Source organism: Sphingobacterium zeae (assembly GCF_030818895.1).
In the GTDB taxonomy this organism is placed as follows: Bacteria; Bacteroidota; Bacteroidia; order Sphingobacteriales; family Sphingobacteriaceae; genus Sphingobacterium; species Sphingobacterium zeae.
In genome coordinates this window covers 3,934,749-3,955,923 of record NZ_JAUTBA010000001.1, presented here as the reverse complement: position 1 = coordinate 3,955,923, position 21,175 = coordinate 3,934,749, and the positions used below count along the sequence as shown (strand labels likewise).

General features: G+C 39.2%; 21 protein-coding genes. 11 read left to right on the top strand and 10 right to left on the bottom strand.

The window, feature by feature from the left end:
• The first annotated feature begins 27 nt into the window (after nucleotides 1-27).
• Both QE382_RS16680 and QE382_RS16675 read left to right on the top strand, forming a co-directional pair.
• Nucleotides 28-1,776: a WG repeat-containing protein gene (locus tag QE382_RS16680; protein WP_307186904.1), complete on the top strand. Its 1,749-nt coding sequence runs from the start codon at nucleotides 28-30 to the stop codon at nucleotides 1,774-1,776.
• Nucleotides 1,777-1,848: 72 nt separating this feature from the next.
• A complete protein-coding gene (locus QE382_RS16675) occupies nucleotides 1,849-2,073 on the top strand; it encodes a hypothetical protein (protein ID WP_307186903.1) in 225 nt (74 codons plus the stop codon).
• A gap of 78 nt (nucleotides 2,074-2,151) precedes the next feature.
• Here QE382_RS16675 and QE382_RS16670 read toward each other — a convergent pair whose 3' ends face one another.
• Nucleotides 2,152-2,682 (bottom strand): YfiT family bacillithiol transferase, encoded by a 531-nt coding sequence (locus QE382_RS16670; protein ID WP_307186902.1) that lies wholly within the window; start codon nucleotides 2,680-2,682, stop codon nucleotides 2,152-2,154.
• Between the two features lie 195 nt (nucleotides 2,683-2,877).
• Here QE382_RS16670 and QE382_RS16665 point away from each other — a divergent pair, with 195 nt between their 5' ends.
• Entirely contained in the window at nucleotides 2,878-3,543 is a 666-nt protein-coding gene (locus tag QE382_RS16665) for a DUF2625 domain-containing protein (protein ID WP_307186901.1), read from the top strand.
• A gap of 172 nt (nucleotides 3,544-3,715) precedes the next feature.
• On the opposite strand, the gene QE382_RS16660 is transcribed toward QE382_RS16665, so the two are convergent.
• Both QE382_RS16660 and QE382_RS16655 read right to left on the bottom strand, forming a co-directional pair.
• Nucleotides 3,716-5,026 (bottom strand): NYN domain-containing protein, encoded by a 1,311-nt coding sequence (locus tag QE382_RS16660; protein ID WP_307186900.1) that lies wholly within the window; start codon nucleotides 5,024-5,026, stop codon nucleotides 3,716-3,718.
• Nucleotides 5,027-5,417: 391 nt separating this feature from the next.
• Nucleotides 5,418-7,277: a CocE/NonD family hydrolase gene (locus tag QE382_RS16655; protein WP_307186899.1), complete on the bottom strand. Its 1,860-nt coding sequence runs from the start codon at nucleotides 7,275-7,277 to the stop codon at nucleotides 5,418-5,420.
• Nucleotides 7,278-7,784: 507 nt separating this feature from the next.
• On the opposite strand from QE382_RS16655, the gene QE382_RS16650 reads away from it, so the two are divergent.
• From QE382_RS16650 to QE382_RS16620, 7 genes are all read left to right on the top strand, one after another.
• Nucleotides 7,785-9,113: an inositol-3-phosphate synthase gene (locus tag QE382_RS16650; RefSeq protein WP_046675789.1), complete on the top strand. Its 1,329-nt coding sequence runs from the start codon at nucleotides 7,785-7,787 to the stop codon at nucleotides 9,111-9,113.
• Between the two features lie 168 nt (nucleotides 9,114-9,281).
• Nucleotides 9,282-10,007, top strand: a complete 726-nt coding sequence (locus QE382_RS16645; protein WP_307186898.1) for a nucleotidyltransferase family protein — start codon at nucleotides 9,282-9,284, stop codon at nucleotides 10,005-10,007.
• Between the two features lie 13 nt (nucleotides 10,008-10,020).
• Complete coding sequence (locus QE382_RS16640) at nucleotides 10,021-10,905, top strand: ATP-grasp domain-containing protein (RefSeq protein ID WP_307186897.1); 885 nt, start codon at nucleotides 10,021-10,023, stop codon at nucleotides 10,903-10,905.
• Nucleotides 10,886-11,419, top strand: a complete 534-nt coding sequence (locus QE382_RS16635; protein WP_307186896.1) for a CDP-alcohol phosphatidyltransferase family protein — start codon at nucleotides 10,886-10,888, stop codon at nucleotides 11,417-11,419. Before QE382_RS16640 ends, QE382_RS16635 begins: the two co-directional genes overlap by 20 nt.
• Nucleotides 11,420-11,495: 76 nt before the next feature.
• Nucleotides 11,496-11,840 carry a hypothetical protein gene (locus QE382_RS16630; RefSeq protein WP_307186895.1) on the top strand — a complete coding sequence of 115 codons (345 nt, stop codon included), beginning with the start codon at nucleotides 11,496-11,498 and terminating at the stop codon, nucleotides 11,838-11,840.
• A complete protein-coding gene (locus tag QE382_RS16625; protein WP_209575729.1) occupies nucleotides 11,830-12,819 on the top strand; it encodes a lysylphosphatidylglycerol synthase transmembrane domain-containing protein in 990 nt (329 codons plus the stop codon). Before QE382_RS16630 ends, QE382_RS16625 begins: the two co-directional genes overlap by 11 nt.
• 1 nt (nucleotide 12,820) lies before the next feature.
• On the top strand, nucleotides 12,821-13,528 hold the full coding sequence (locus QE382_RS16620; protein WP_307186894.1) for an HAD family hydrolase: 708 nt from the start codon (nucleotides 12,821-12,823) through the stop codon (nucleotides 13,526-13,528).
• Here the strand turns inward: QE382_RS16620 and QE382_RS16615 are convergent.
• The 7 genes from QE382_RS16615 to QE382_RS16585 all read right to left on the bottom strand — a co-directional run bounded on the left by QE382_RS16615 (nucleotide 13,511) and on the right by QE382_RS16585 (nucleotide 20,107).
• Nucleotides 13,511-14,401, bottom strand: a complete 891-nt coding sequence (locus QE382_RS16615; RefSeq protein WP_307186893.1) for a helix-turn-helix domain-containing protein — start codon at nucleotides 14,399-14,401, stop codon at nucleotides 13,511-13,513. The two genes, QE382_RS16620 and QE382_RS16615, sit on opposite strands and share 18 nt — an antisense overlap.
• Before the next feature lie 2 nt (nucleotides 14,402-14,403).
• The gene (locus QE382_RS16610; protein WP_307186892.1) at nucleotides 14,404-15,084 is read right to left on the bottom strand and encodes a M15 family metallopeptidase; all 681 of its coding nucleotides are present in this window, start codon (nucleotides 15,082-15,084) and stop codon (nucleotides 14,404-14,406) included.
• A gap of 118 nt (nucleotides 15,085-15,202) precedes the next feature.
• Nucleotides 15,203-17,272, bottom strand: coding sequence for a polyphosphate kinase 1 (gene ppk1 / locus QE382_RS16605; protein WP_307186891.1), 2,070 nt, complete (start codon nucleotides 17,270-17,272; stop codon nucleotides 15,203-15,205).
• Nucleotides 17,273-17,422: 150 nt separating this feature from the next.
• The gene (locus QE382_RS16600; RefSeq protein ID WP_307186890.1) at nucleotides 17,423-17,800 is read right to left on the bottom strand and encodes a hypothetical protein; all 378 of its coding nucleotides are present in this window, start codon (nucleotides 17,798-17,800) and stop codon (nucleotides 17,423-17,425) included.
• A 10-nt stretch (nucleotides 17,801-17,810) separates the two neighbouring features.
• On the bottom strand, nucleotides 17,811-18,389 hold the full coding sequence (locus tag QE382_RS16595; RefSeq protein ID WP_293881002.1) for a DJ-1/PfpI family protein: 579 nt from the start codon (nucleotides 18,387-18,389) through the stop codon (nucleotides 17,811-17,813).
• A gap of 77 nt (nucleotides 18,390-18,466) precedes the next feature.
• Entirely contained in the window at nucleotides 18,467-19,030 is a 564-nt protein-coding gene (locus QE382_RS16590) for an NADPH-dependent FMN reductase (RefSeq protein ID WP_307186889.1), read from the bottom strand.
• 129 nt (nucleotides 19,031-19,159) lie between these two features.
• Complete coding sequence (locus tag QE382_RS16585; RefSeq protein ID WP_307186888.1) at nucleotides 19,160-20,107, bottom strand: 1-aminocyclopropane-1-carboxylate deaminase/D-cysteine desulfhydrase; 948 nt, start codon at nucleotides 20,105-20,107, stop codon at nucleotides 19,160-19,162.
• 18 nt (nucleotides 20,108-20,125) lie between these two features.
• Between QE382_RS16585 and QE382_RS16580 the strand changes: the two genes are divergently transcribed.
• Nucleotides 20,126-21,172 (top strand): RluA family pseudouridine synthase, encoded by a 1,047-nt coding sequence (locus QE382_RS16580; RefSeq protein WP_307186887.1) that lies wholly within the window; start codon nucleotides 20,126-20,128, stop codon nucleotides 21,170-21,172.
• Nucleotides 21,173-21,175 lie beyond the last annotated feature (3 nt).

Below are 21,175 nucleotides of genomic sequence, written 5' to 3'. Positions count from 1 at the left end.
AGAGACGAAAAATAGAAAAATTAACACATGGCACATCGCATTTATATTTATAATGTAAATCTCAAGACCAAAGAAACATACTCTTTTTATCTGGCCGAATGGAATTACGAAATTCCCATCCTCATGCGGCCTTTATTATCGGCCAATATCCGGTCCAAAGGTAGCCAGCTTTTTGCAAATAAGAAAGATGGGATCGCGAGGCTTCGCTATTTTTATGCGTTGTTGGCCGATAGGTATCGATTGCATTATAAAAAAAAATATTATGAGCCGGTGAACCGGATGTTTGAATTTTTGGAAGCCTTGCCTTTCGATACATTTCAGATCGATGGACGGGATGTATTTAGCATGAACGCGGAGAAAGATACCCTGCAGGCCAAAGCATGGGCCGAAGAAATCAGCATGCAAGCCTTATTGTATCAACAAGCTGTCGATGAACAATCCTTAGATCCGTTGGGTACGCTGGTGGAAACTTCTGGTTATTCTTCTTTTTTGGATGCTCTTCAAACCGATTGGATTGATTACGGATTGGGATTATGGTCGGAAGAGCTTTTGCGGGACAAAGGAGCTGAGGTTTTTGAAGCAGAGGGAAAGAAAGGGTTAAAAAATGCGAAGGGTGATCTCCTGATTCCGACAATATACGATGAAATATTCGAATTCAATAAAGAGGGTATCGCTGTAGTTGAAGCAAATGGACGATTTGGCTATATCGATTCGAGCGGCGCCGAATTGATAGCCTGTCAATATAGCGATGCTTTTGATGCGCGGTATATCAACGGAAACAACTACGCAGAAGTGGAAGTGGCGGGAAAACGCGGAGTACTACATATTGATACCAACCAGCTGAGTGTACCTGCCTTATACGATGAGCTTGACTGGATTGCGTATGGCTTTTTAAATGCGAAACAAGGGGAGGGCAACATTCTCCTTTCGGTTGAAAGAGAAGTGATTATTTCAGATCCTGCGGCTGAGCCGTTTATGTATGACTATAACAAGCTGTTCTATAGCCGGCAAAAAGGAACGATAAAACGGAAATATTATCTCATGGACGGTCAGTACTTGGGGAGTTTTTTGGAAGGTAGCCTCCAGCCGTTGGCCAATCGATATTTTTGGATTAAACCTAATAAGCTACAGCAAAAAATCACTGTCATTCAACCCAATGGTAATATCTTGGATGAAGGAATCGACCGGATTATTGTGTTAGAAGGCTACCGGAGTATCGCCTATCTCAAGAAGAAGAAATGGCAGATTTATTCGCTTGAACAAGAGATATTCCGACTGGAGGATAGTCTGATAGAAAAAGTCGCAGTAGATAGTATACAGCAGTACCGTAAAGATATTTTTGTCGTAGGCTGCTCCCACACCCAGGGGATTTATGATGCGCATCGCGGAGAGTGGTTACTTGAACCTGCCGATGTCTATCAGAAAATCGAACATTGCTTTTTGGATTTTATGCGCATACACTGCCCTCAGGGAATGTGCTATTTCGATACGAAGCTTAAGTTTTGTAGTGAGCTTTACGATTATATCTGTTCGCCTTTTCACTATCCAGCGCCCAAGGCTATCTCAGGCGAACTCCTGTTGCTTTTTAAGGGAGAGAGGCTGTTTTATGTCGACTTAAACCGAAATGTGATAGAAATACCTGAGACGGCATTCGGATATTTATATACTGAGCGCCATCAGCTACAGGGACGCGATCAAAGCTATTTTGTACAGTTTTATCAAGCTTGGATGAAACGTAAGGGGGATGGATATGAACAGTATATCGATGAGGAATAATGACAAATATCGCTATGATACGGATAAGAAAAAACATTTTTAATAAATTAGTTAAACATAATAAGTAACATCATGTTGTCATCAGCAAATATAGATTTCAGCGGCATTCTAATCGATTTGATCACGATTGTTTTTTTTGGATTAGGAACAGTTTACACGCTAGCGGTGGGTATGATTCATATTGTGAAGAAGAAAACACGAACCATAGGGTATTATTTGCTGTCGTTTCTACTTTCGGGCCTTATTGGGGTGGCTATTGCAGGATTAATGGCCTTACTATGGGTATTGTCACTCTAATAAAGCGTGATGGTGTCATTGGCTTTATTGCAATAATCTTTTATCAGTGAAATGATCATTGCGACAAAGCCAACGCTATTAATAGTTTTTGGCATTGGCAATGTGCATGAGGTGATGGTTGCAATGCCAGGCATATAAGCCAATGTTTACCTTTAAAGAAATTAACCTTTTGGTAGCCGGATGAATAAATCCTCTTTCTAGCTGTTCAGTGGTTAGGCTTTTGAGCAGAATCCCCCAACGTTCATGTAGGCCTTCAAGCAATTTTACCGAACTTTCGATGGGAATTATCTTGGCGTCTGGAAGTTCGGCCCACAATTTTTCTTCATATAATTTGATGGTAGGGTCTTCTTCTGTCAAGGCCAATTTGAATCGGATGAAGCTGTTCATATGGCTGTCGGCACAGTGATGAACAACCTGACGAATGGTCCACCCTTCGGGGCGGTAGCGTTTCTCCAACATATCGTCCGTTAGATCCCCGACTTCGGACTTTAATCTAGCCGGAAAATCTGTAATTGTTTTAATCCAGTCATTCAATAGTGTGTGGTCAATAGCATCTGGTATGGCGAAGCGACCGATAGGATATCTGAGTTTTTCTAATTCATGTTGCATAGTCTAAAATTAATTAAAATAAAAGCTAGATTCCTAATATTTATAGCGATGGTTTAGTAAATATTTTCTGGTATTTGCACTTATGCTCGTGTAATTTGGATGCGATAAAGAATTGTGGTAATTTCGGCAAATTGATCAGGTCATGGAAATTCCATTCGGTTGGTATGCGACTGACCATGCAATAAGATGCAAAAAATGAAAAGTCTAAAAGAATTGATAGATACAGGTAATTCTGGATGGAAGCTCGTGCAGAGTTGGATGAAAGAAGCGACAAATTCATATGAAGTGCTTACCCGCGATCCAAAGAGAGCTGATGAAGAACTTCTACGTGCACAGATCACCACGAAATCTCCAATGGGAGCCATTATCCACCAGACTGGTGGCATTTTAATCGATGGAGGCTGGCTACGAATTTTAGGTTCAGGTTCGCCAAAGCTCAACCGCGGAATTATGGAATGGAATAAAGGAAAAAGCTTTGTTAAGGAAGGTGAAAAAGGTGGTTTTCTACTCATAGCTGATGACGTTTTGGGTGGCTACTTTGCCATCAATGCAGGGGCTCTAGGTGATGCTATTGGACAGGTTTACTATTTTGCGCAAGATACTTTAGAATGGGAGAGTTTGGAATGTGGCTATTCGGACTTTATCTTTTGGGCATTAAAAGGGGATGTTGCACAGTTTTATGAAACGTTCAAATGGAAAGGCTGGAATGACGATGTGAAATCCCTAAATGGTAATCAGGTATTTTCGTTTTACCCGTTTCTATGGACGGATGAAGCGCGGGACTTTCGAAAAGTGGACCGTAAGCCTGTGGCTATTGACGAGAACTACCACTTTACCATGGAATTTGCAGGCGGACGTTAATCCGTTATGTTGTGAATAGCAGGAATTAAGCCGTTTAATGCCATTGCACTATCAATTCGAAAGCAGTCGAAGATCATATTCCATTGGCAGAATACCGCAACACTTTAATTAGTCGATAAAACAAACCGTATTGTTTTATCGACTAAAAAAAATCAGATTGAGTACCACCGATCTATACCGATTTATTTTGAAGGCTAAAGCTTACTTCGTTCAGTCTAACAATTTGTATTTGGATTCCCTCAGTGAGAGCAAGTTGCGTTGCCGCTTCCTTTCCTAATTTAAGGACGTGAAAGCCTCTGCCCCGATAGGTGAAATTACATTCATACTCACCAGCGTTGATCATAATCCTCAATTTTTGGGATTTGGTTGGAAACAAAGGTTTAAATTCCTTTGTGATCCGGATCTGTGTCTTTTTAACATCATCCGCAGTGATCTTATTGCCTTCCGAAGGGAATAACATACTGCTGGGCAAATCGCCTGATGTTGGAGTAGTGACTTCTATTTTCTGTTCCGGCGCCGCAGAGCTTTGCACCATCTCTTTTTGCGTTATTTCAGCAAGTACTTTATCTTGCCCTTTCCCGGGCCTTCCTTTTTTTCTACCGTTTTGATTTGCTGGTTTGTCTGTATGTTCCGTTGTAGTTGTACTGTTTGAAACTATTTTTGGTTCACTATCAAGCGTCGCTGTAGGTATTACAGCGGACAAAGGACGCTTAATGATGTTGCGGATGTAATAGTGTTTAATACGCGATTTGTCTGTGTTCCTTTCCTCAATTTCAAAATCTTCTCTATACGCTTTGAAAAGGTGGGACATCTTATCGTATCCATAATTGCGCGCATCAAAGTCAGGCTTCCTTTTATTAAAAAGACTTCCAATCTCTCCCAGGAATGCCCAGCCATTTTCATCCGCTGTATCATCCACAGTGTCTTTCAAAAGTTCTAGGGTTTCCTCATCCAGTACTGCTATGCTCGTTACATTTTCAACAGGATTTGGTTTAGGCTGCGTTTGTTGCTTTTTCTTTACTACCGTTTCTTTCTTTTGATTTTTTTCAAATATTTCGACGTAAATGAATTTATCACAGGAGGCGATAAAAGGCTTGGGAGTCTTTTTTTCACCAATACCAATAACAAGTTTACCCGACTCCCGTAAACGTGTGGCTAAACGGGTGAAGTCACTATCGCTTGAAACGATACAAAATCCATCCACTCTGTCCGAATGCAGAATATCCATGGCGTCAATAATTAATGCCGAATCGGTCGAATTTTTGCCTTGTGTATAACTGTATTGTTGGATTGGAGTAATGGCATGGGTAAGAAGTTTGTCCTTCCATTTTTCAACGTAAGGATTGGTCCAGTCTCCGTAGATGCGTTTGATGGTTGGAATTCCATATCTTTTGACTTCATTCAAAATCTCTTCGATCTTTCGATAAGATACATTGTCCGCATCGATTAGTATTGCGATTTGCAAATCCCCATGTTCTGCCATATATTTCGATTATATTTTCACTATTTAAATTTCTTCTTTATACATCTGCGTACTTTCGCCCAATATATCCGTTAAAAATACAGTATTGTTGAAGAACTTCTCTCATTTTTTGAGAATTAATTTAAGCACCATTCTTTAAGAAGAGGCGATCAGCAAATTTTTGTTTTGTAATGAGCGTTGTTGAAAAACGGTTGATAGAACTTAAAAGTAATAAAAAAAAGGTTTTCAAACGGGGAGAATGAAAACCTTAAATAACCAATTATAAACCTAAATTATGATGATACAAAGATAGTGTAAATGTTACACCTCTGCAAATCTTATTTCATTTTTTTTAATTGCGCTTGATATTTGTGGCTAAAAAGCTACGGATAGGCCGTCTAATTTTGAGTTATCAATCCTTAAGCATGTAAAATTCAATATATGTCGCATTATTCACATCATGAAAGATCCGTTGGGTAGCTTTCTGAAAATCAGCTTTGGTAGCGGTATATGGTGCCAAGAATACCTGTGGATTTCGTTCTGCTAGGGGAAACCAGGAGTTTTGTACCTGAACCATTATCCGATGCCCTTTTTTGAACGTATGTGCCACATCTGGCATTTCAAAATTCACCTTTTCGACCATTCCTGGCGTTAGTGCCTCTGCTTTTTCAAAACCATTTCGATATTTTCCGGCCATAATTTCTCCGCGAACCATCATTTGGTATCCGGCCATTGTTTTTCCTTGATAGCTCGGTGCATCATTCGGATAAACATCAATCAGTTTAACGACATAGTCTGCATCTGTACCCGTTGAGGACACTTTAAGATGGTTTTTGATGGGACCTACAATCGTAATATCCTCGGTCAAAGGCTCTGTTTGATATACCATTACGTCAGGACGGCTGGCTGCAAATCGCTGGTCATCAACCATATATTCCCGTGTTCGGTTTTGAATTAAGCCACCTTGATGTGGGACGGGTTTATTGGGGTCAGTTACATATTCATCCCAGGAATCTGTACGTTGCACTTTGTCAAATGCCAGTTTTCCCTGAGGATGGAAGTAGAGTTTTTTTGTCTCTACATTTTTCGGAGGCCATTGCTCAAAATATTTCCATTCGTTGGCGCCCGATACAAAAATAGTAGCTTCGGAAGGAGTGAAACTCCCTTCATCTTTCAGGTAATATTTGAAAAATGGTTGCTCAAATTGTTCCTGATACGTAATGCTGGTTTTTTTATCAAATTGAATATCCCCCAGAAAGTTTCCCTCTGATCGTACCCAGCCGCCATGATACCAAGGCCCAGCCACTAAAATCGAATTGTTTTTTTTACTTTTGTCTTCAATCGATTGATAGGTCTTAAATGTTCCATAGGCATCTTCAGCATCGAAGAAGCCCCCTACGACCATCACTGCTGGTTTCACCTCCTGTAAAGCGTTGGTAATTACACGCGATTTCCAAAAATCGTCATAATCGGGATGTTTAAACAGGTTATTCCAGAATTGAACAGAATCGCCAAAATATTTTTCTTTAAGTTCTCGTGCTGTTCCAGCTTCTAAAAAGAAGTTGTATTTATCCGCTTCTTTGATCTGAATTTTGCTTTTAAATTGATCTGGCGTGATGGGCTTGGGACGCGGGACGCCAAAGGTTGACATAAAGGTAAACGCATCCTGCAGAAACAAGACGCCGTTATGATGGAAGTCATCGCCGATATACCAATCTGTTACCGGAGCCTGGGGCGAGACTGCTTTTAAGCTTGGATGTGTTTTGACAAGCCCTACAGTAGAATAGAAGCCCGGGTAGGAGATTCCGTAAAGCCCCGCGTTACCATTGTAGTTTTTAAGATTCTTCCGCAACCATTCCAGTGCATCGTAGGTGTCTGTACTTTCATCAATTGCTTTTTTATCTTTGCTGTATGTCGTTGGACGTATATCCTCAAAATCGCCTTCACTCATCCACTTACCGCGCACATCCTGATAGACGAAAATATAACCGTCACGCATCATTGCCGGAAAGTTTCCGAGACTTTTCTTATATTCATTTTGCCCATAGGGAGCAACAGTATAAGGCGTTCTGTTGAGCAAAACTGGATACTTCTTGGATTTATCTTTTGGACTATAGATCGCAGTAAACAATTTTTTTCCATCTCTCATTGGTATTGTTACTTCAGTTTTTTCATAAAAATCTCTAACGTAAGCAGAGTCGGCAGCTGTTTGAGCATGTAAATGGCTGGCACATAAAAACGTTAAAGTGAGGTACGAAATCGTATTTTTCATTCAGATAATTATTTGTTCGGTGCTTACACGGTGTAACCGTATTTCACACTCCATTTGTTACTAATAATGTTGTGGAATTATTGCGGGTATTAGATTTTAAAACTAAAGGTAGTGCTAGTAACGGCATTTTCCAATTTTATTGTCATATTTGTGAGAAATAGAAAAGGAAAAATTGACCAGTTTTTTAGAAATAAAAGCTTTTTTTGTTTTGAATTTGGATTAGATTTCGAATGTTGATATATTGAGTAGGATTAGTAGGAGGTTATTTTTCGATTGACACGTATAGCCAAAATCATTAAATCTCAGCGAGATGGTGTGATTTAATACGAGTAATAATTGTTTTTCAGGTTATTTATTTCGGTTTCAAATCGCATTATTATCGATACTTTTTACGATTTTTATAAATATAATGCCAAGTGGTATGAATTATGTTTTTTTAAGCTAATTTTAAGAATTATTTTATCATAATACATTAATTAAATAACAATTTAAGTATATAGAATTAATATGGGACAACAAGTGAAAGATGCCAATGGGAAATTGGGTATTCTTATTCCGGGATTAGGTGCTGTGGCTACAACATTGATCGCTGGTGTGGCATCTATAAACAAAGGTTTTTCAAAACCAATCGGATCTGTTTCTCAATTGAGCAGAATTCGTCTGGGTAAACGCACTGAGAACAGAAATCCATTAATTAAAGATTTCGTCCCTTTAGCAAAATTGGAAGATGTAGTTTTTGGCGGATGGGACGTATATGAAGATAACGTATACGAGGCTGCGTCAAAAGCACAGGTATTGGAGCAAGGTCAATTGGATGCTGTTAAAGCGGAATTGGAGGCTATCCAACCAATGAAGGCTGTGTTTGATCGTAATTTTGTTAAAAATTTAGATGGAACACACATCAAATCTGAAAAAACTCGTCGTGAATTGGCAGATGCCGTACAACGAGATATTCGTGAATTTAAAGAGAAAAATGGATTAGACCGCGTCGTATTGGTATGGTGTGGCTCTACAGAACGTTATATTGAAACGAACGAAGCTTTTTCAACTTTAGCTAAATTGGAAGAGGCTTTGGATAATGACGATCAGCGCATTCCGCCAAGCATGATTTACTGTTATGCGGCTTTAAAGGAAGGTGCTCCTTATGTCAATGGTGCACCAAATTTAACGTGTGATGTTCCGGCAATCGTCGAGCTCGCGCACGAAAACGGGGTAGCTATTGCAGGTAAAGACTTTAAAACAGGTCAGACATTAATGAAAACAATCGTAGCACCAGGTCTTCAGGCAAGAGCTTTAGGTGTTGAAGGTTGGTTCTCAACCAACATCTTGGGCAACCGCGATGGATTGGTATTAGATGATCCTGAAAATTTCAAAACAAAAGAAGTCTCTAAATTATCGGTATTGGAAGAGATATTAGATGCGAAAAAGAATCCGGAGTTGTACGGTGACCTTTATCACAAAGTGCGCATCAATTATTATCCTCCTCATGGTGATAATAAAGAGTCTTGGGACAACATTGATATCTTCGGTTGGTTGGGCTACAAGATGCAGATTAAGATCAATTTCTTGTGCCGTGATTCAATTTTAGCAGCTCCAGTTGCGTTGGATTTAGCACTTTTTATCGATTTGGCTCAACGTGCAGGTATGTCAGGTATTCAAGAGTGGTTGTCATTTTACTTGAAATCGCCTCAAACGGCTCCAGGTTTACCGCCAGAACATGATATCTTCAAACAATTGATGAAATTGCAAAATACATTGCGTCACATTATGGGTGAAGATTTAATCACGCACTTGGGATTGGATTATTACCAAGAGCTCGTAGATAGCATTCAATAAGCGACCTTAATAAGATTGGGGGAAACAATTGTTAAAGACAGTTTTTCCCCTTTTTCTTCAACACCATTGTTGCGGTTGAAGATTTGATATAACCCTCTGTAGGCTTTTGTGTTTATCAACGCTGAGCGAGTGACGGGGGTTTTGCTTTTTTTAATAAATGATTTTATTTTGCAATTAGAAGAGATGGAATTTGCTATTATAGCAGCGGGAGAAGGTTCTCGATTGCGAAAGGAGGGATTCAATTTACCGAAACCCTTGCTACCATTACATGGAGTTCCATTAATTGAACGATTGATTCGCATATTTGCCAAAGAAGGAGCACAAAAAGTTCATGTCATCATCAATAAACAATCTCCGGAATTGAAATTGTTTTTGGAAAAAACGACTTTTGAGTTACCTATTGTGCTGCTAGAGGAAGATACTGAAAGTTCCTTGCACAGTTTTGCTTTGCTTGTTAAAAACAATCCTGATTGGTCTTCCTGTTGTCTTACGACAACCGATACGGTTTTTAAGCCACATGAATTTCATGCCTATTTAGATGATTTTCATCACCATAAAACTGCAGATGCTTTTATGGCTGTTACCCCTTTTATTGATGACGAGAGCCCTTTGTATGTCAATACCAACCAACAACTTGAGGTGGAAGCTTTCTTAGATAGGGCGACACCAGAAACGAGATATGTTTCCGGCGGAATATATTGTTTTCGTAAAGCCGCCATGGATTGTGCATTAAGTTCCGTTGCTGCTGGAAATTCCAGAATGCGTAATTTTCAGCGTGCTTTACTGGAAAATAGTTTGAAAGTTGAAGCATTTGTGTTTGAAAAAGTCGTCGATATTGATCACCTAAAAGATCGAGAAGTCGCAGAACAATTTTTGAGTGAGGAAGTTAGTTAGAAAAATGAGCGATATGATTTCTATTTTAGGCGTAACTCGAAAAAATCGCTTTTCACCCAATCATGTGGGAAATGACGCCGCTATATTCAATGAAGTAATTTTAAAACTGAACGAAAAAGGTGCTTCGGTCGAAATTTGTAATGAAGATGAATTTTTGTCTTTGTCAACCATAAAGCAAGACAATATCTTAACGATGGGGAGAACAAAGACTTTAGTCAAAAAGTTGCAATCGCTTCAAAGCACCGGTACCTATGTTTTGAATTCGGGTTTTGGAATTGAAAATTGCTATCGTAAGAATATGACACTTAAACTTTTGGAAGGCGGAGTTCCTTATCCCAAGAGCATTGTGATATCTACTGTAGCAGACATTCAATCTATTTTTGAGAAATTGAAAGGGAAAGGGGTATGGATTAAGCGTGGCGATTTTCATGCTATTCATAAAGAAGATGTTACGTTTGCCGGTAGCCTGAAGGAAGCGCAACACATATTGAATGAATATGCGCTCCGTGGAATTAAAGAAGCTGTAATTTCTGAACATCTTGCCGGAGACTTATTGAAGTTTTATGCTGTACGCGGAACAGCGTTCTTTTATTATTTCTACCCGTATGAACACAATCATCATAAATATGATTTGTACGAGCAAATTAATGATGAGGTGGTACATTTTCCTTTTGACCTAGAAAATTTAAAAGAAGTCGCTAATCGTGCTGCTGAAGTCCTTGATGTACATATCTACGGCGGCGATGTGATTATTGATGCCAATGGAGACTTCCATATTATAGATTTAAATGACTGGCCAAGTTTTGCGCCATGCCGGGCCGAGGCCGCAGAGGCTATTGCTCAAATGGTTTACCATAAATTTACTGAAAAGAACCACAATGCAGAAAGAACAAGTTAATGTAATCGAAGAAGCAAATTTGAGTGCATTCGAACAATCTTTAAAATCTAATGATACCGAAGAGCAAATTGACATCTGGTTTTATCGACCTATTGGTTATCGCATCGCAAAAGTCTGTGCTAAAATAGGTATTACGCCTAATGCAGTGACGATTATTAGTATCTTTTTTGGTGTTGCTGCGGGTATTTTATTCTATTACCCAGCGCTGTGGATTAATGTGATTGGTATGCTTTTATTGGTTTTTGCCAACTCTTTAGACAGTGCCGATGGGCAGCTTGCAAGAATGACAGACAACAAAAGTCGTTTTGGCCGTATCTTGGATGGTTTTGCCGGTGATTTTTGGTTTGCTTCCATTCATATAGCAATCTGTCTGCGCAGTATCAATGAGGGGTGGTCACAATGGTTATGGGTTTTTTGTGTGCTTGCAGGTGTATCGCATATGATTCAGTCAGCAATGGCCGATTATTACCGCAATGTTCACTTGTATTTTATAAAAGGTAAAGCCGGAAAGTGAGCTGGACAATACCCGTGATTTAAAAGCGGACTATGAAGCCTTGTCTTGGCGTAAGAATTTCTTTAGCAAATTTGTGTTGAATGGCTATATAGGCTATACGCGAAACCAAGAAAAGCTTTCTCCCAAATTGCAGAAACTATTGCATATTGTGAAGAGTCGCTATAAAGATGAGCTGCCACAACAATTGATGGTAGATTTTAGAGCGCGTAACAAGCCATTGATGAAATATACCAATATTGTACAGTTCAATACCCGGGTGATCTTCCTATTTGTTTGGTTGTTTATCGGTCAGCCTTGGATTTATTTTTTCTTTGATATGTTTGTCTTAAATCCAATATTAATCTATATGTGTAACCGGCAGGAGAAAGTAAGTGGTTATTTTGTGGATAAATTAACAAATGATCCAACCTATGGGGAGTAAGATCTATAAAGTACTCTTTATGCTGATTGGTATAGGTACACTTGCCTATATGATTCAGGCAATGGGCATTGATGAGATTTGGAACAACCTCGAAAATATAGGATGGTGGTTTTTGCCTGTACTGGGCAGTTGGGCTGTACTCTACTGGATGAATGCAATGGCATTTAAGGCCATTATTGAAGAGCCCGAATTACCTCAGACGGACGTGCCTTTTTGGAAGGTGTTACAACTGACGATATCTGGTTATGCAATCAATTATATCACGCCATTTGTCGCCTTAGGGGGAGAGCCATATCGTATTATTGAACTCAAAAAATATGTGGGAGGCTCGAAGGCTGGTTCTTCGGTACTGTTGTATGGCGTCATGCACATCTTGTCCCATATTTTATTTTGGGTAGCTTCTGTTTTCCTCATCCTTTGGTTTGTACCGGCCAGTACGATGGTGAATGTGGCCTGTGCTGCGATTTTTGTAATGGCTATTATTTGTACTTGGCTATTTACAAAATTTTATAAGAAGGGAATTACAGTTTCTCTTTTGAAAGCATTGTCTAAATTACCTTTGGTCGGTAAAAAAGTCAATCATTTGTTGGAAACCAAGTATGAAACCTTAAATGATGTGGATCAGCAGGTGAAAAACCTTTTTCAAAATCGCCGCGACCGTTTCTACAAAGCTCTTTTTTGGGAGTTTGTAGCACGGGTAGTGGGGTGTTTTGAGATTTATTTCATTGGTTTAGCACTAGATATCAATATTGATTTTGTTGATGCCATGATCATTAGCTCAGGTTCTTCATTATTTGCCAATCTGGTGTTTTTCTTCCCCATGCAATTGGGGACTCGCGAGGGCGGATTAGCCATGGCTGTGATGAGTATAGGATTGCCCGCTAAAGTCGGTATTTTTATGGGCGTTGTCACGCGAATTAGAGAAATTGTATGGATTATGATCGGCTTGGGCTGGATGAGTTTAGTAAAAAAGAAATAAAATGAATAAGTTTAACGTTAAGGGAATTATTTTTGATTATGGTGGAACCTTGGATACGAATGGTGGTCATTGGGGAGCTGTTATCTGGTCGGGTTATGAGAAGTACGAGGTTCCTGTAAATTTGAACGCTTTTCAGGAAGCCTATAGTTACGCAGAACGTCAAATGGCTTTACAGCCGATTATTAAGCCGGATTTTGATTTTTTAGCGGTACTGAAGGCAAAGCTTAATGTACAATTTGAATACCTTATTGCTGCGGGGTACGAACTGGATAAAACATTAGCTGATAAAATTGCATTTGATGGCTACTCCCTCGCGAAGAATACAGTTAATCAGGTGAAGCCGCTTCTAATTTCACTGCGTGAAAAATATCCAATTGTCATGGTTTCCAACTTTTATGGCAATCTGAAATCTGTCCTCGCCGATTTTGGTATTTTACCTTATTTTCAGTCCGTTGTGGAATCTGCCGTTGTCGGTGTACGCAAACCTGATCCTGCAATCTATGCATTAGGTGTCGACAAATTAGGACTTCCTGCCCAAGAAATCGTTGTCGTAGGTGATTCGTATAGTAAAGATATGGTCCCGGCTAAAGCCGTTGGATGTCAAACCTTATGGTTGAAAGGACAGACTTGGGGCGAAGATAAACTGCAGGATACTTCTGCCGCAGATCAGCAGTTTACAAGTATCTTCGATTTAATCGACTTTGTTTAAATAGAGGTTCTGACGAAATTCTTTAGGCGAGATACCAACATTTCGCTTAAAGAATTTACCGAAAAAAGACTGATCCGAGAAGTGTAATTTCATTGCAATTTCGCGCATCGGAAGCCCCTGGCAAAGTAAAGACTTTGCTTCTTCCACTAAGACATTCTGAATAAGTTCTATTGCTGATTTTCCAGTAAGCTCCTTGGTAATTACCGAAAGATGCTTCGCCGTGATACCGAGTTGCACGGCATAAAACTGTACCATGTGTTCTTTATGAAATGACTTTTTGAGTAGCAAGTAAAAATTTGCCAGTATTTCTCGTTTCCGCGAAGGAATAGCAGGAGTATTTCGGAGATTTTGGCTTCCTAATCGAGCAATTTCACAAAATAGTATTTCTGTTAAAGACTTCACAATTTGATTTTTGAATAGGTAGGTAGATGCTTGCCGATCGTAGTGAATAAACTGCTTGAATAAGTTAGACAGGTTGATCGCATCTTGATTGGATAGCGACCAGATGTAACTATCGTTGATGGCCAGCGATTTTTTCGTTACATCAAAAAAATCCTGCTGAAAGTCCAATTTGAAGGTGAAATCCAATGTAAAGAAAAGCAAATACACTTCACAATCCCAAGATTTGGCGACAGAAGAGCTATTGACTCTCGATGATGGACTGGTTAACAATAGGTGATTTTGTGCCACCTGTATGCGTTCATTATTAATTATAAAAGACGTTTCACCCTTTTTTATTAAACAGAGCGAATAGAGTTCACCCTTTTTTAGGATGTGCTGCTGCTCGGAGCTGAACACAGGTTTTGATTTGTTGCCTTTAAAATGAAAAACATAAAAGCCCTTATTTTCAAATGGTATTTCCTTCACAGACATCTTTACTTCACGATAAAATCAAAATAAGTTTTACGATAAGGTTCATTTTGCAACGTATAATGCCACCATTCTTTATCGTAAGCTTTAAACCCAAATTTAGCCATAGCTTCTTTTAGAATTTTTCTGTTTTCTTTCTGTTGTGCCGTTAGATTTGCATATTGATGGTGTGACACAGCTCCGAAAAAATCGAACGGCCCGCCCATATCAATCTCTTTTTTATCTTTCAGCCGAATAATCGTAAGATCTACTGTACTGCCACGGCTATGGCCTGATTTGGAGGCAATAAACCCTAGCTTGAACAAATTCTTCTTATCCAGATGTGGATAAAACTCTCTTTTTGCAATGGTGTCGCCAGTTTTTAATGACCATGACTTGAAGTTGTCAACAGCGCGCTGTGGACGGTAGGCATCAAATATTTTCAATCCCAAACCTTTTTTATTTAAATGGTTTTCGACCTGCTGCAGTGCGAAGGCTGCCCGCTTAGTTAAAATCGCAACAGGCTTCTCATAACCCCGTATTGGCCTTCCTGTAAAGTTGTGACTGCCTAAATAACGCATTTCCAAGCTAACATTAGGAATAATGTCCTTGACGTATACAAAATCTGATGGTATGCTTTTTTCCTGTGCACAGATGAATGAACTGAAAAAGCTTAAACCAAGGGCAAGACACAAGTTGATTTTCATGGAATGAAGATACAACTTGTGCCTGAATTAATATAATAAAACGTTGATTCTCGTCCGTAGCGAAAGCATCCGCCAATTTCAGTGTATTGATCCGTTTGCTGTTAGATAGAAAACCCGCTTAATGATCAGCTATTTTTTTTTTTAGGTAATTGTATATTTCAATTTGTGACCGGCATGGCGCCTTGTTATTCTCGACATAATGATTACTCAGCGAATTGTTTAGTATCCGTGCTTTGACATTATCATTAAGCTGAATTTGAAGCATTTCTTTTAAATCCTCCTTTATTTTTTTGCTTGTTATTTTTACGGCCGCTTCAATACGATGATCCAGATTTCTTGTCATCCAGTCTGCTGACGAAATAAATAGCTGCTCCCGGCCAGCGTTGTAAAAATACATCACACGTGCATGTTCTAGATATTCGTCTACTATTGAAATGGCATTCATCTGCAGTTTAAAATTCTTCTGGTTTGTTGCGCAGTAGATTCCCCTGATAATAAGGTCTATTTTAACACCAGCCGTTGCCGCATCGTAGAGCTTTTTAATCATTTCCTTGTCGCTCAATGAATTTACCTTCACAATGAGGTATGCTTTTCGGCCAGCTTTGGCTTCTGTAATTTCTTGGTCGATGTAATGGAGCAGCTCTTTGCGCATATCCGTTGGGCATACCAAAAGGCTTTTACAATTTTTGATAATTTCAGCGGGGTTTGATTTAGGACGTCGAAGGTAATTGAAAATCTTATTGATATCGGCAATCACATCTCTGTTACTTGTTAAGAGGCAATAGTCTCCATATAATTTTGCTGTTTTTTCATTGATATTTCCTGTACTGACAAACCCATATTGGATGGTTTTCATGCCAGCACGTTTTTTTATCACACATAGTTTTGCATGTACTTTTTTATTTGGGATACCAGTTAATACTTTAATGCCCTCCAATTCGAGTTTTTCCTTCCAGTCCAAGTTATTTTCCTCATCAAATCTTGCACGGAGTTCGAGCATCACGGTGACTTCTTTTCCATTGCGGGCTGCATTGATCAAGGCATTTGCAATTTTTGAATTTGAAGCTAAGCGGTATGCTGTAATCTGGATGGTCTTTACATCCGGATCCATTGCTGCCTCACGAAGAAGGTCAATAATCGGTCTAAACTCATGATATGGAAAGGAGAGAAGCACATCCTTTTTTAATACAGTATCCGTTACCCGCTCGTAATTTTGAAAATTAGGATGCGGAAACGACGTTCTTTCCAGTGGTTGATTGTAGGATTTAAATACGTTTGGAAAGTCCATAAAGTGTTTAAAGTTGTGTATTTTCTGCCCTGGAATGATGCTGTCTTTTTTGGATAGGTTAAGTTTTTTGATCAAGAATTCCACCAACTTGGTGTTCATTTCCTGGTCAAATATAAAGCGTGTGGGTTTACCTTTTCGCCTATTTTTTACCCCTTTGCTAATTTTCTCAACAAGGCTTGTATTGATGTCGTTGTCAATGTCAAATTCGGCGTCTTTCGTCACTTTAAAGACATGAGCATGGAATACATCGAAACCAAAATAGGAAAATATTAATGGGAGATTAAACTTGATAACATCCTCTAAAAGTATTATGTGCTTTTCATCCTTTGGCGACGGTAACTGTACGAAGCGCCCATTTGAACTTGTAGGAATCTCAATGAGAGCAAATTTCGTTTCATATTGCCATTCCTTTTTGCCCATCGCAATACCCAGATAAAGACTCTTGTCGCGAATATAGGGCATTGGTCGTACGTCATCTAATATTAAGGGGATAACGTTCGATTCGACGTCATCCTGGTAATAGTCACTGACAAATTTTTGCTGTTCGACATTCAGTTCTTCGCTGGTTTTAATATAGACATGCTGTTTGGCCATATCTTTTTGAATACGATTCCAGGTACTGTCAAATTTCTTTTGCTGTTTGATTACCCTGATGTTGAGTTCTTCGAGGATGAGCTGTGGGTCTTCATAAAATGACTGGTTGGCACTTTTGTCTTTCAGGTCGATAGCTCGCTTTAGTCCAGCGACACGTACACGGAAAAATTCATCAAGGTTATTTGAAAAAATACCTAAAAATTTGATTCTTAAGGGTAAAGGAACCGTCTCATCCGCAGCTTCTTGGAGCACTCTTCCATTAAAGCTCAACCAACTAACATCTCTAGGAATAAATTTCTTCGCCATAACTAAATATACGTAAATTTAAAAAGCAAAACTATAGCTCTAGCGGGGATAATCGAACTTTTTTGTGTTAACGAATTATTAAGTTATTCCAAAAAAAATCCCCAAAGTTTTATACAAACTTTGGGGATGTGTCTTTCCGTTTGGCAAGGTCTAGTCCTTTTTTCCGTATTTCTTTGAGATTTGAATTGCTTTGAATTTTGTGGTGTCGAAATGCGGTGTATCGATCGATAGACTTGTTGGATAAGGAGCCGTTCGATCGAAGAAGTACACGGTTGTGATACTTCCGTAATCATTAACAGGCATGAGCTCAAGACAACCTGTATAGTCTGCATTTAAAACGTCACCCACGGTCACGGCATAGATACGGATAATACCACCTTTATTTTGTTCATTTCTGACAAACGCAACTTCCTTAAAACCTCCCGGTAAGTCTTCAATACTTTTTTGATTGAAGCTATCTTTTAAAATAAATCCCAACAACATCAAAATTGGTATGACCAAAAGCCATAACCTTTTATTCTTCTTCATTAAAATACCCTTAAATTGTAATTGTTATGCCTAATAATTTGTAAAACTCTTTCAAAATTGCCTGATGTCCTGGCCAGGCGGGAGAAGTGACCAAATTTCCATCCACGACTGCCTGATCCGCAGGAATATTTTTCCATGTGCCGCCAGCCAATTCGATATCCGGACCTACAGCAACATAGGCGGTGAGCGTACGTCCTTCAAGAACCTTTGCTGCCGTTAACACTTGAATGCCATGACATATTGCCGCGACAGGTTTATTGTGCTCAAAGAAGTGTCTTGTAATCTCCAAAACACGTTTGTTGAGTCGGATATATTCTGCCGATCGGCCACCAGCAATATATAGACCATCATAATCTTCAACATTTACCTCATCAAAATCCTTATTGATAGCGAAATTATGTCCGCGCAATTCTTTGTAGGTCTGGTCACCCGTAAAATCATGGACCGCTGTTGGCACCACATCACCGCTTTTTCGGTCTGGTGCAATTGCATCTACAGTTATTCCTATGGAACCCATTGCCTGAAATGGAACCATCGCTTCGTAATCTTCTACAAAGTCTCCTACCAGTAATAATATTTTTTTTGCCATATCAAAAACCTCTTTTAATAGGTTTTCAATTTACATATTAAAAGAGGTTTTCACAATGATTATTTGTTAATCTTTTGTCAACCTTGTATCGTTAATTTTTCCGCAAGAATACGTTTTGTCTTTCTTACTTTAGCCTCCAATTGACTTCTTAAGGTTGGATCTATAATCCCTTTACCTTCTTCAAAATTTTTGTGAAATTCAGGAAGAGAGAAAGAATCTAAGATATCCGCACCATCCCAGGTAATTCGGTTGACAGCAGTGTTCAATACCGTTGCACCACCCATTGGACCAGGAGCCGTAGCCAACAAGAAAACAGGTTTGCCGTTGAATAATTTACGATTAGGAATACGCGAAACCCAGTCAACGATATTTTTGTAGGCTGACGTATACGACCCATTGTGTTCTGCCAAAGAAATCAAAAGAAAATCTGCCGCATCCATTTTAGCAGCAAAGTCATAGGCCAATTGCGGAATGCCTAGCTCGGCTTCTTTATCGTAAGAATAGATAGGCATTTCAAAATGGTTTAGGTCCAGCAACTCGATGGTGTCTTCTGCTTCTTTGTAGTATTTGGACGTACTTGTAACGAACATTTTGTTAATAGAATTTTTATTGCTTGTGCCTGCAAATGCTAATATTTTCATCGTTATATCATTAATTTAATCTTTATTGCTTTTATTTTCGATCTCTCTTAGTTTAAAAGATGGTCAAACTTACAATATAATCGCTAAAAAAAAGTCAATCAAATGTCGTTGTGCGGTATGCAAGTGTATTTATTGATGTACATCAATAAAATTGAACCGTTCATACATCCCAAGAATGCCTGTTAATCCGCCGGTATGAACCACAAGTATTTTGTCTGCTGGAGTGAAGTAATCATTTTTAATCAGATCATCTAGGGCATAGAGCAATTTGCCGGTATATGTAGGTTCGATCATTATCCCGGTATTTGTTACAAAATTTTGAACAAAAGATAGTAAGTCGGCAGTTGTTTTTGCATATCCTCCAAAATGATAATTGAGATGTAAAATAGGGGGAGCTATGTTGGGGTAAAGTTGATCGACTTCCTCTTGAATAAAGCCACCATTCTTTAAAACGGGTATACCATGCACACGTGTAAGAGCATCTCGTTTATCTATGGCGTTGGCTATTCCGGCCAATGTTGTTCCGGTGCCACAAGCAGTAAAGATATGCTGGTATTCTTGTTGGAGTTCATCAACCAGTTCTGCGCATCCCTTAGCGCCTAAAATACCATAGCCCCCTTCATGAATATAGAAAGTGGTTGGATCCTGACCGAAATATGTTTTGTACAGATTCTCTTTATTTCGGTAAGATTCGCGTTCGACATAAATAAGCTGCATACCAAAGAGTCGACACATGGCTAAAACAGGGTTGTTGACTCCTTCTTCCCCTCTGACAAAAGCGGTTGTTCTAAACTTAAAGGTCGCTCCGGCGCAGGCTGTAGCTAAAAGATGATTGCTCCAGGCACCACCAAATGTAACAAGATGATTCTTCTGAAGCCGTATTGCTTCCGCTAGATTGTATTTTAATTTACGCCATTTATTGCCTGAAATAAAAGGATGTATGAGGTCATCCCGCTTGAGCGTTACTTTTACATGCTTTTTCTCCCAAGCGGGGAGATACAATTCAGTTTCGGGACTGTGGATTTTGAACGGCAACATAACATTAAATGAAAACAAATTTAACGAAAATTGTTTCATTTGGTTTATTTTTGTAGCATGACAGAACAAATTGGATTGCAAGATCAGGAAGAACACGAATTATTTGAACATCTACGGATAGAGGTGGACAAGGGGCAGGCCTTACTCCGCATTGATAAATATCTGATGAACAGAGTCGAAAATGCTACACGGAGTAAAATTCAGCATGCGATAGAAGCAGGTTCTGTCATGGTCAACGGTAAGGAAATCAAGGCGAGCTATAAAGTTAGACCCGATGATGTAATTACATTGGTGTTGCCTGATCCCCCGCGTGATAACGAAGTCTATCCAGAAAATATTCCTTTGGATATCAAATATGAAGATGATGACGTGCTGATTGTGAACAAAGAAGCTGGAATGGTTGTACACCCAGGATATAATAATTATACAGGAACTTTGGTGAATGCGCTCACTTATCATATTCAGCAGCTGCCACAGCTACCAGGAAATTCTGATCGTCCGGGATTAGTACACCGAATTGATAAAGATACTTCTGGGCTATTGGTTATCGCCAAAAATGAAAAGTCCATGGCCTTTTTGGCGAAACAGTTTTTCGACCACAGTATCACACGCAAGTATATCGCCATGGTATGGGGTGATTTAAAAGAAGATGGAACGATAACAGGTTATATTGGACGTCACCTAAAAGACAGACGCATCATGGCGATGTATGATAGTGAAGAGAAGGGGCGTTGGTCGGTAACACACTATAAAGTTTTGGAACGCTTAGGTTATGTCACTTTAATCGAATGCCAGCTAGAAACGGGAAGAACACATCAGATCCGTACGCATATGCAGTCTATCGGGCATCCGCTATTTAACGATGCTATGTATGGCGGAGACAAGATTTTAAAAGGTACCGTGTTTTCAAAGTATAAGCAGTTTGTCGATAATTGTTTTTCTTTGCTTCCTCGTCAAGCACTGCATGCGCAAGTATTGGGATTTATTCATCCTGCTACAAAAGAAAATATGTACTTTGAAGTACCATACCCAGAAGATTTTCGTTTAGCTTTAGAAAAATGGCGTGGATACGCAGCAAATTCAATGGCTGTAGAAAATGGTTAAAAT

What these genes read in the sequence shown, in the direction of transcription:
- QE382_RS16680 (WP_307186904.1), top strand. Translation starts at nt 28, where the DNA reads ATGGCACATCGCATTTATATTTATAATGTAAATCTCAAGACCAAAGAA.
- QE382_RS16675 (WP_307186903.1), top strand. Translation starts at nt 1,849, where the DNA reads ATGTTGTCATCAGCAAATATAGATTTCAGCGGCATTCTAATCGATTTG.
- QE382_RS16670 (WP_307186902.1), bottom strand. Translation starts at nt 2,682, where the DNA reads ATGCAACATGAATTAGAAAAACTCAGATATCCTATCGGTCGCTTCGCC.
- QE382_RS16665 (WP_307186901.1), top strand. Translation starts at nt 2,878, where the DNA reads ATGAAAAGTCTAAAAGAATTGATAGATACAGGTAATTCTGGATGGAAG.
- QE382_RS16660 (WP_307186900.1), bottom strand. Translation starts at nt 5,026, where the DNA reads ATGGCAGAACATGGGGATTTGCAAATCGCAATACTAATCGATGCGGAC.
- QE382_RS16655 (WP_307186899.1), bottom strand. Translation starts at nt 7,277, where the DNA reads ATGAAAAATACGATTTCGTACCTCACTTTAACGTTTTTATGTGCCAGC.
- QE382_RS16650 (WP_046675789.1), top strand. Translation starts at nt 7,785, where the DNA reads ATGGGACAACAAGTGAAAGATGCCAATGGGAAATTGGGTATTCTTATT.
- QE382_RS16640 (WP_307186897.1), top strand. Translation starts at nt 10,021, where the DNA reads ATGATTTCTATTTTAGGCGTAACTCGAAAAAATCGCTTTTCACCCAAT.
- QE382_RS16635 (WP_307186896.1), top strand. Translation starts at nt 10,886, where the DNA reads ATGCAGAAAGAACAAGTTAATGTAATCGAAGAAGCAAATTTGAGTGCA.
- QE382_RS16625 (WP_209575729.1), top strand. Translation starts at nt 11,830, where the DNA reads ATGGGGAGTAAGATCTATAAAGTACTCTTTATGCTGATTGGTATAGGT.
- QE382_RS16620 (WP_307186894.1), top strand. Translation starts at nt 12,821, where the DNA reads ATGAATAAGTTTAACGTTAAGGGAATTATTTTTGATTATGGTGGAACC.
- QE382_RS16615 (WP_307186893.1), bottom strand. Translation starts at nt 14,401, where the DNA reads ATGTCTGTGAAGGAAATACCATTTGAAAATAAGGGCTTTTATGTTTTT.
- QE382_RS16610 (WP_307186892.1), bottom strand. Translation starts at nt 15,084, where the DNA reads ATGAAAATCAACTTGTGTCTTGCCCTTGGTTTAAGCTTTTTCAGTTCA.
- ppk1 (WP_307186891.1), bottom strand. Translation starts at nt 17,272, where the DNA reads ATGGCGAAGAAATTTATTCCTAGAGATGTTAGTTGGTTGAGCTTTAAT.
- QE382_RS16600 (WP_307186890.1), bottom strand. Translation starts at nt 17,800, where the DNA reads ATGAAGAAGAATAAAAGGTTATGGCTTTTGGTCATACCAATTTTGATG.
- QE382_RS16595 (WP_293881002.1), bottom strand. Translation starts at nt 18,389, where the DNA reads ATGGCAAAAAAAATATTATTACTGGTAGGAGACTTTGTAGAAGATTAC.
- QE382_RS16590 (WP_307186889.1), bottom strand. Translation starts at nt 19,030, where the DNA reads ATGAAAATATTAGCATTTGCAGGCACAAGCAATAAAAATTCTATTAAC.
- QE382_RS16585 (WP_307186888.1), bottom strand. Translation starts at nt 20,107, where the DNA reads ATGAAACAATTTTCGTTAAATTTGTTTTCATTTAATGTTATGTTGCCG.
- QE382_RS16580 (WP_307186887.1), top strand. Translation starts at nt 20,126, where the DNA reads ATGACAGAACAAATTGGATTGCAAGATCAGGAAGAACACGAATTATTT.